The following is a 1703-nucleotide window of genomic DNA, read 5'->3' as shown; positions in this document are numbered from 1 at the left end:
GCCCACCCACAAACAGCCGCTGACCAGCCCCGCAACACCCATCCCCGGACCAGCACGACCGACTCTCACCACCACCGACACCAACCCAAGAGATCGCACTTGGTGTGTCTCGACCTGACCAGGCTTCCTACATGCTGCGGGCTGCGGCCGGTGACGCCGGACGTGCGTACAAGCAGCAGATGCTGGACTTGTTGGACGTCCAGGCGGGCCAGACCGTCCTGGACGTGGGGTGTGGCCCGGGCACCGATCTGCCGGCGTTGGCAGCTCGTGTCGGGGACAGCGGCACGGTAATCGGCGTGGACCGGGACCCGGCCATGCTCGCCCAGGCCCGCGAACGCACGCACGGCCTGCATCAGGTGGAGATCCGCGAAGGTGACGTGCACGCCCTGCCCATCGAGCCGAGCACGGTGGACCGGGCCAAGATCGACCGAGTTTTGATGCATGTCGCCGAACCCGCAGACGCTCTTACGCAGCTCCATCGCACAACTCGCCCAGGCGCCCGGATCGGCCTTGCCGAGCCCGACTGGGACACCCTGATCGTCGACGCCGAAGACCTCGAGGCAAGCCGCGCCTTCACCCGCTACACCACTGCAGAAGTAGTCCGCCACGCAACCATCGGACGCAGCCTCGCACGCCTCGCCGAACAGGCAGGCTTCCACGTCGAAGCGGTGATCGCCACAACACCGGTCTTCCGTGACTTCCAGGAGGCGGACCACACCCTGGGCCTTGGCCGCAATATGCAGAAAGCCATCGACGACGGCCACATCGATCGAAACCGCGGACATCGCTGGTTCGCCGGCCTTCCCCGGGGGCCGTTCTACGCATCGTTTACTCTCGTCAGCGTGATTTGCTCCCGCTGATTCAGCTGGCCTGAGCGGGCGCAGCCCGAAAGGCGATGAGCGCGGCGCCCCACGCTCCTGCCGCTCCCAGTACCGCACCGCCGAGTGCCCCTACGAGTCCTGCCACCGTCGCGTCCACGCACGAACTATGGGTGGCCGAGCTGCGCCACGGCCAGGAGCTCCGGCCCGGTCCGCGGCGGGTGTGGTCGGCGTGGGAGGCTGCGCGGGTCCGGGGCGGGCGGTGGGCCGGTGACGGAACGACCGCCCCGGACGACTTCCACCGGCGTGCCGTCTCGCACGCGCCCGACACGAGCGCGCCGTGGGGCCGGCCCCGGAGCACCCCGGCCGGGTGGTGAGGAAGAACTCGGGCCGCTGCTCCTGGTCGTGCTCCCCGCCGGCTGTGACCGCGATCGTGACCGGACCTGTGACAGCGGCCCTGTGACCGGCCCGGGAGGGCCGAGCCGTGTCGGCATGCGCACGAGCGCGTCCCTGCGCGCACGAGAGCGCGGCACGCCCGGCACGGGCCACCCGCGGCACGCGTCGGCCGCCGGCCACCCGGCCCGGAGTCCGTCCAGCAGTCCGTCTAGGCCCTGTCCGGTGCCGTCCGGCTGGACAGGCCTAGACGGGGCCCAGAGGGCTCCTGGACGGCTCCTGGCGGATGTCCGGCGGGCCCCCTGGACGGTCCGCCGGACAGACTCTGGCCCCCGTCGCCCGGCCGGGGCCGACCCTGGTTCCGGCCCGCCCTTCGTGAGGCGAGCACCTCGGCTAATACTCCAGTGCGGTTTCGTGATCTATCCGGTGAGTTGGTCAGTTGACCGTTGTCGGTAGTGGCTGCGGCGGGCTGTTGCTTGGTGGCGTCGGCGC

1 protein-coding gene is annotated in these 1703 nt (G+C 70.5%); it reads left to right on the top strand.

Annotation, left to right across the window (positions count from 1 at the left end; translation table 11 throughout):
• Nucleotides 1-131 precede the first annotated feature (131 nt).
• Nucleotides 132-860, top strand: coding sequence for a methyltransferase domain-containing protein (locus tag IG90_RS0138610; protein WP_051860464.1), 729 nt, complete (start codon nucleotides 132-134; stop codon nucleotides 858-860).
• The last annotated feature ends 843 nt before the right edge of the window (nucleotides 861-1703 follow it).

The sequence above is a fragment of the Streptomyces anulatus genome, from assembly GCF_000721175.1.
Classification (GTDB): Bacteria; Actinomycetota; Actinomycetes; order Streptomycetales; family Streptomycetaceae; genus Streptomyces; species Streptomyces anulatus_C.
The sequence above is the reverse complement of the archived record's forward strand: the minus strand, read 5'-3'. Positions and strand labels throughout refer to the sequence as shown.